The organism is Nonlabens sp., assembly GCF_047636915.1.
Taxonomy (GTDB): Bacteria; Bacteroidota; Bacteroidia; order Flavobacteriales; family Flavobacteriaceae; genus Nonlabens.
In genome coordinates, this window is record NZ_JBLIGN010000125.1 from 1 (window position 1) to 5,578 (window position 5,578).

4 protein-coding genes and 1 pseudogene are annotated in these 5,578 nt (G+C 35.6%); 1 reads left to right on the forward strand and 4 read right to left on the reverse strand.

All coding sequences use genetic code 11. The annotated features are described in order from the left end of the window. From ACJAT0_RS12365 to ACJAT0_RS12375, 3 genes and pseudogenes are all read right to left on the reverse strand, one after another. A partial coding sequence (locus ACJAT0_RS12365; RefSeq protein ID WP_415181904.1) for a helix-turn-helix domain-containing protein occupies nt 1-663 on the reverse strand: 663 nt, incomplete at its 3' end. 129 nt (nt 664-792) lie between these two features. Then, complete coding sequence (locus ACJAT0_RS12370; protein ID WP_374003233.1) at nt 793-1,263, reverse strand: nuclear transport factor 2 family protein; 471 nt, start codon at nt 1,261-1,263, stop codon at nt 793-795. A gap of 168 nt (nt 1,264-1,431) precedes the next feature. Next, nucleotides 1,432-3,280 (reverse strand): annotated as a pseudogene (locus ACJAT0_RS12375) (acetate--CoA ligase). A gap of 127 nt (nt 3,281-3,407) precedes the next feature. Between ACJAT0_RS12375 and ACJAT0_RS12380 the strand changes: the two are divergent. Next, nucleotides 3,408-4,232, forward strand: a complete 825-nt coding sequence (locus ACJAT0_RS12380; protein WP_415181905.1) for a hypothetical protein — start codon at nt 3,408-3,410, stop codon at nt 4,230-4,232. Between the two features lie 531 nt (nt 4,233-4,763). Here the strand turns inward: ACJAT0_RS12380 and ACJAT0_RS12385 are convergent. Beyond that, nucleotides 4,764-4,994: a hypothetical protein gene (locus ACJAT0_RS12385; RefSeq protein ID WP_415181906.1), complete on the reverse strand. Its 231-nt coding sequence runs from the start codon at nt 4,992-4,994 to the stop codon at nt 4,764-4,766. Between the last annotated feature and the right edge of the window lie 584 nt (nt 4,995-5,578).

Below are 5,578 nucleotides of genomic sequence, written 5' to 3' on the forward strand. Positions count from 1 at the left end.
TATTCCACTCCATTTTGCTAATTCTCCCAGTTCCTTTCTTTTTATAAAAAAGCCAATGGCTAGAAAGAAATACATCAGTCCATAAAGAAATAAAGAAGAAAAACTAAGTACTAATCCTAGTCCTTCATATTCATTCATTATATCTGAATAGAGGAGATTCTGAAGTATGTAAAAGAATATTAAAAAAGTTATAGCCCCATAACTTGCATTTTTAATCATTGAATTCTCATTCGATTTTCCAAAATGAGCTATTGCAATTAGAAATAGGGTTGCTAGTATAAATTCTAATACGGTACTTACCATAAAAGCATCATTTGAAATGACATCTACATAAAAAGACTCCGTTAAACCAAAATAAACATTAAATGTCCCCAAAATTAAATAGAAAAGTCCTGCGATAATTCCCCAACCTAATAATGAAGTATTGTAGTTTACAGCTGGTGTTTCCGGTTGCTTTTTTACTTTTTGAAAAACCTCATCAATGGATTTACCTAAAGCCTCCAGGATATTTTTAACCGTATAACTTCTAGGAGTAACGTCTCCAGCTTCTATGCGCTGGATAGTTCTTACGTTAATATTGCATTTTTCTACAAGTTCTTCTTGAGTAAGTCCTTGTTCTTTTCTTAGATGGGCAATATAATGACCTAATTCTGGTTGGTTCATAATTGTTGTTTTAAAATGACAGCGCAATAGTACTTCTTCAGGTAGGTAGCTTCAAAATATTTGAAACTGATTTTGCCCGACACTTACACGGCAAAGGCTTGAAAAGCCTACAAAACTTAAAAAAAATGACTATTCCAATGGTTGTCGTGTAGAGTGCATTAATTCTAATTTCCATAAAGAATCTTTCTTTACAGCGATCACACTTTCTAACCAGCTGCGTTTAAAAATTACGGTATCTTGTGTAAAGGTTCCATAATTGTGATAGGCAATCCATAACTTATCACCGTTTCTTCTCGCTTCTATACGTTCAAAATTATTGATGCGCTGCACTTTTTGATCTCGCTTCTTAGCGTTTTTGCACCAGTTGGCAATAGTGTCGTTATTCCATATTTCACCATGTTCTAATAGTAAAAAATTTTCTGTTTGATATTTTTTGATTGCAGTGTCATCATAACCGGCCCATACTTCGTCAAATAAGTTTTGGACAACCTTTTCTACGTCTGCAACAGCTTGCTCGTCTGTTTGAATAGCTTCTTTTTTTTCCTCTTCACAGCAAGCGAAGAGGAAAGAGATAAATAAAAGCGGTAAAATGTATTTCATGATTTTTGAGTTGCTTTTGATTATCGATATTTTGGAAAAGTAAACTTACTACCTGAAAGCTTAGCACAAGTTAATGAAGAATAGACTTCTGATCTTGAAAAAAATCTGAAGTCTATTTTTTTAAGCTAAAAAACCTGTAATAACACTTTGAACTACTTCAGGAAGATGTCATATAGAGATATTACCCACTTGATCGGATTCTTTATGAGCAATTTCTCTTAGAATACGTCTCATGATTTTACCACCACGTGTTTTAGGAAGTCCATCGGTAAACTGTATAAGATCGTGCTTTGCAATATTGCCTATGCTAGAAATGATGAGGTCGTTGATTTCTTTTCAAAAGTTGTCTGGGTTTCTAGTAACGCCTGTTTCTTTTAATATGACCTAACCATACAGGGCTTTCCTTTTACATCATGAGGAAAACCTACCATGGCACTTCCGGCAGCTGTTAGATGCTCGTTGATGGCGTCTTTTATAGGTGCCGTTCTTAGATGGTGACCACTTGCGATAATTATATGGTCCACACGACAGTAATCCTGTAATAATTTACCGCCTCACGCAATGGGTCCTTGCCAGTAAGGTATACGCGGTCATAAGCACTGGAATAAGTCTCGCGACAACGGTTGTGATCGTCATAAATAGTGATTGCCATGGAAGGCCATGGAAATTTGATGCATCATTTTCTCTCTATCTAATTGCCCAGAATCTCTTTGCGATTGTCATCCATGAGCGCTAGCTGTATACCAGACCGTGGTAATGTAACAAAAGTAGAAATAGTAGGTGTAGAGTAGGGAATAGGAATGATCATAATACCACCAGTTTCTGTTTGGAACCAGTTGTCTACAATAGGGCTCTTTTTCTTTCCTACATTTTCATTATACCAATGCCAGACTTCTTCTTTAATAGGTTCTCCTGCAGTTCCTAATACTTAGAGCGAACTCAAATCACGAGTATTAACGGGAGTTTTTTTTGCTAGTGCTCTTATGGTAGTTGATGCGGTGTAAAACGGTGTTATTTTATGTTTCTCTACGATATCCCAAAACCTACCATAGTCGGTATAAGAGGGCATTCCTTCAAATATTACTGAAGTAGCTCGATTACAAAGAGGTGCATATACAATATAACGGTAACCGGTAATCCAGCCAACGTCTACCGTGCACCAATAGACGTCACTCTCTCTATATTAAAATACGTTTTAAAAGTATAAGCGGTATCAACCCTGCAGCCAGCAGTGGTATGAAGCATTCCTTTAGGCTTACCTATAGATCCAGACGTATAAAGGATAAATAGTGTGTCTTCTGTTTCCATAATTTCTATAGGACAGTCTTTGCTTGCATTTTCTAATACTGCTGCAACCCAAAAATTGCGTCTTTTTTTCATAGGCACTTTAATTTCAGTTCTTTTGACCACAAGAACCGTTTTTATGTCACATTGTTCCAGCGCTTCATCTACCATAGATTTAAGATCTAATATTTTTGCACCTCGATAACTTCCATAGCTGCATATCACCATTTTGCAATTACAATCGTTGATACGATTAGAAAGTACCGCAGCACTAAAACCTGCAAAAGCCATTGAATGAATAGTTTCTATTCTTGCGCAAGCCAGCACGGAGAGCCCAAGTTCTGGAATCATAGTTAAATAAAGACCAACACGATCTCCTTTTTTGATCCCCTGAGATTTTAGGATATCAGCAAATTTGCATACACGTACGTGCCACTTATTATAAGTGATGTGTTGAGTAGTCTCTTTAGGCCCATTTGGTTCAAAAAGCGATGCAGTTTTCTCGCCGCGAGTAATCAAATGTATGTCCAGACAGTTTCCAGTAACGTTGAGCGGTTCACCTTCCAGCCATTTTACTGTTGGTGTATTAGAATCCCATTCTAATACTTTTTCCATCCCTTGCGCCATAGAAAGTGTTTTTCAATGTCTCTTCCCAAAAATTTTCGGGATGATGAACTGATTTTCTGTAAACCTTTCAGTATTCTCCGAGATGCTTATTGTGGTTGTTACTAATGACCTTTTATTGAATAGTATAGCAACAGATGTGGATCGAGATTAACCATATATTTTAAGGTTTTTTTTATTATCTTTTAAATTAGCTTAAGCCAAGTATTAAGAATTACTTTTGCACTTTGAAAAAAATGAATTATATCACACGCTTATTTTGTTTATTTTTTGTGGTCTTTACTATAGATGCGCAGGATTCTCTAAAGGTAAATACCTCTCGGGTTAAGCAAGGTGATTTTTATGTGTACTGGGGCTGGAACCTCTCCGGTTATGGTAAAAGTGATATTTCTTTTAAAGGAGAAAATTACGATTTCACATTGGATAATGTTACTGCTTATGATAGGCAAAGTGATTTTGAACCTGGAAAATATTTAAATCCTACCTCGATCACCATACCCCAATACAATTTTAGGTTAGGTTACTTTATAAAGGAAAATTACAGCATATCAATAGGAGTAGACCACATGAAATATGTAGTGGCAGAAAATCAAACGGTAACTATAAATGGAGAGATTAACGATACAAACTCTTTATATAACGGAGTTTATAATAATGATTCTATAGTTTTAGACCCTAGTTTTCTAACTTTTGAGCATACAGACGGACTTAACTATATCAACGTAGGTTTTAGGCGACATGACAATTTGTTCCATTACAAAAGCTTTGAGTTAAACACAGTATTCGGTTTAGAAACAGGAATTCTATTCCCTAAAACGAATGCGCGGCTTCTGGATCAAAAGCGTTACGATGATTTTCATATTTCTGGTTATGGGGTTAATGCCGTAGGCGGAATTCAATTGACTTTTTTCAAGTATTTCTTTGTGCAGAGTGAGTTAAAAGGTGGCTATATCAATATGCCCGACATTAGAACCACGATGAATGAAGTAGACTCTGCCAGTCAGAGTTTTTGGTTCTATCAAGTAAATATGGTGTTTGGAGCTCGTTTTAAGATCTTTTAGATGAGTGTTCCGCTTTTGCGAAAGCGTACTATGTATAAAAATGTTTATAAAATTAATAATCCATGTACCTATTCCTATCCTAGAGAAGAAAAGCTACAGGATTAGCAACACTGGTAAAAACGAAATTAGCCAGGGGATATATAAAATGTAACTCTTTCTTTATCTGACTTGTTTGGTGTTTTTAATGAAGCCAAAACCAGTAATAATCTGAATTTTAAAAGACGTCTCCTTATAAGTATTGTAGGCCTAAATTTGCTGATTTTATAGCTTGTTATCCTTAAAATATCAGTTGGCGGCTACTATTTTGAACACCTAATATATGGTTATCTCTTACGACCACCCCACAATTCAACATTCCTTTACATCAGGTAACACCTCCCAAGCGGCAGATAAGAATTGGTTAGTAAAGTGCTCATAGCTGGGAAATAACGAATGGAACTGTTCGATGGTAAAAAAGTTCTAAAACTAGGTTTATCAGTTGAAGTTGATTGTGGCGGCATTGTAGCTGCATCATTATCAAGGTGTTCCCAGCTACCAGATATAGGTCAACCCATCGCTATTAGCTTCTTTAGCAGCTGCTTGCAGCAAAAACGGCGTGTTTTTAAGAATTATATAATTAGGTATTGATTGCACTACAGGCTCAGCATTTGCAATAGTAACTTCTTGAGAACAGCTATTGGTATTATTGTTTGTACTGACAAATCTATTGCTGCTCTCAGAAATGCGGGTGTAATGCAACACAGCATCATTTTTGCTAAACACTTTACATGTATTGGTATTTTTAGCAAAAGGATTGATAAATATTTGCCCGTTTCTTGTTCCTGTCGTCATCCCAAAAATCCTTAAGGGGTTATAGTGATTCTTAATGCGGGTGATTTATTTATACCTATATAACTTTTTACGTTTGGTAGACTTTCGGTTAGTTCGTTTGTGTAGAGAAGATTTCAAAAGTGTCTATTTTATCTTTTGGGTTAGGTATCGCTACTAGTCAATTAAGTAGAATTGAAGAATGCCATAAATAACAGGTAGGATAGCCCTACCCTTTTGAATATTGATTAGAATAAAAGTTACTTTTATTAAGAGATTAAATTACCTATCCCTAGGTGAGAAACATTGGTGTAAAAAAATTGAGCAGGAAGAGATCATTAAATGCATAAAAACAAAAGGCTTTTGTTTCTATCGTAATGAGACTCTGTAGTATGTTTTTTTGTTTTCATTATAAGGACTAAAAAGAGGCTAGAACTAAAATGATCCTTATGCCGGCTCTAGATAAGGTAGGGAACGTAAAAGACAAGAAAACAACCTTTTGAAGTTGTGATAAAGTGCAGTAAAGTCTTTATTTTTTC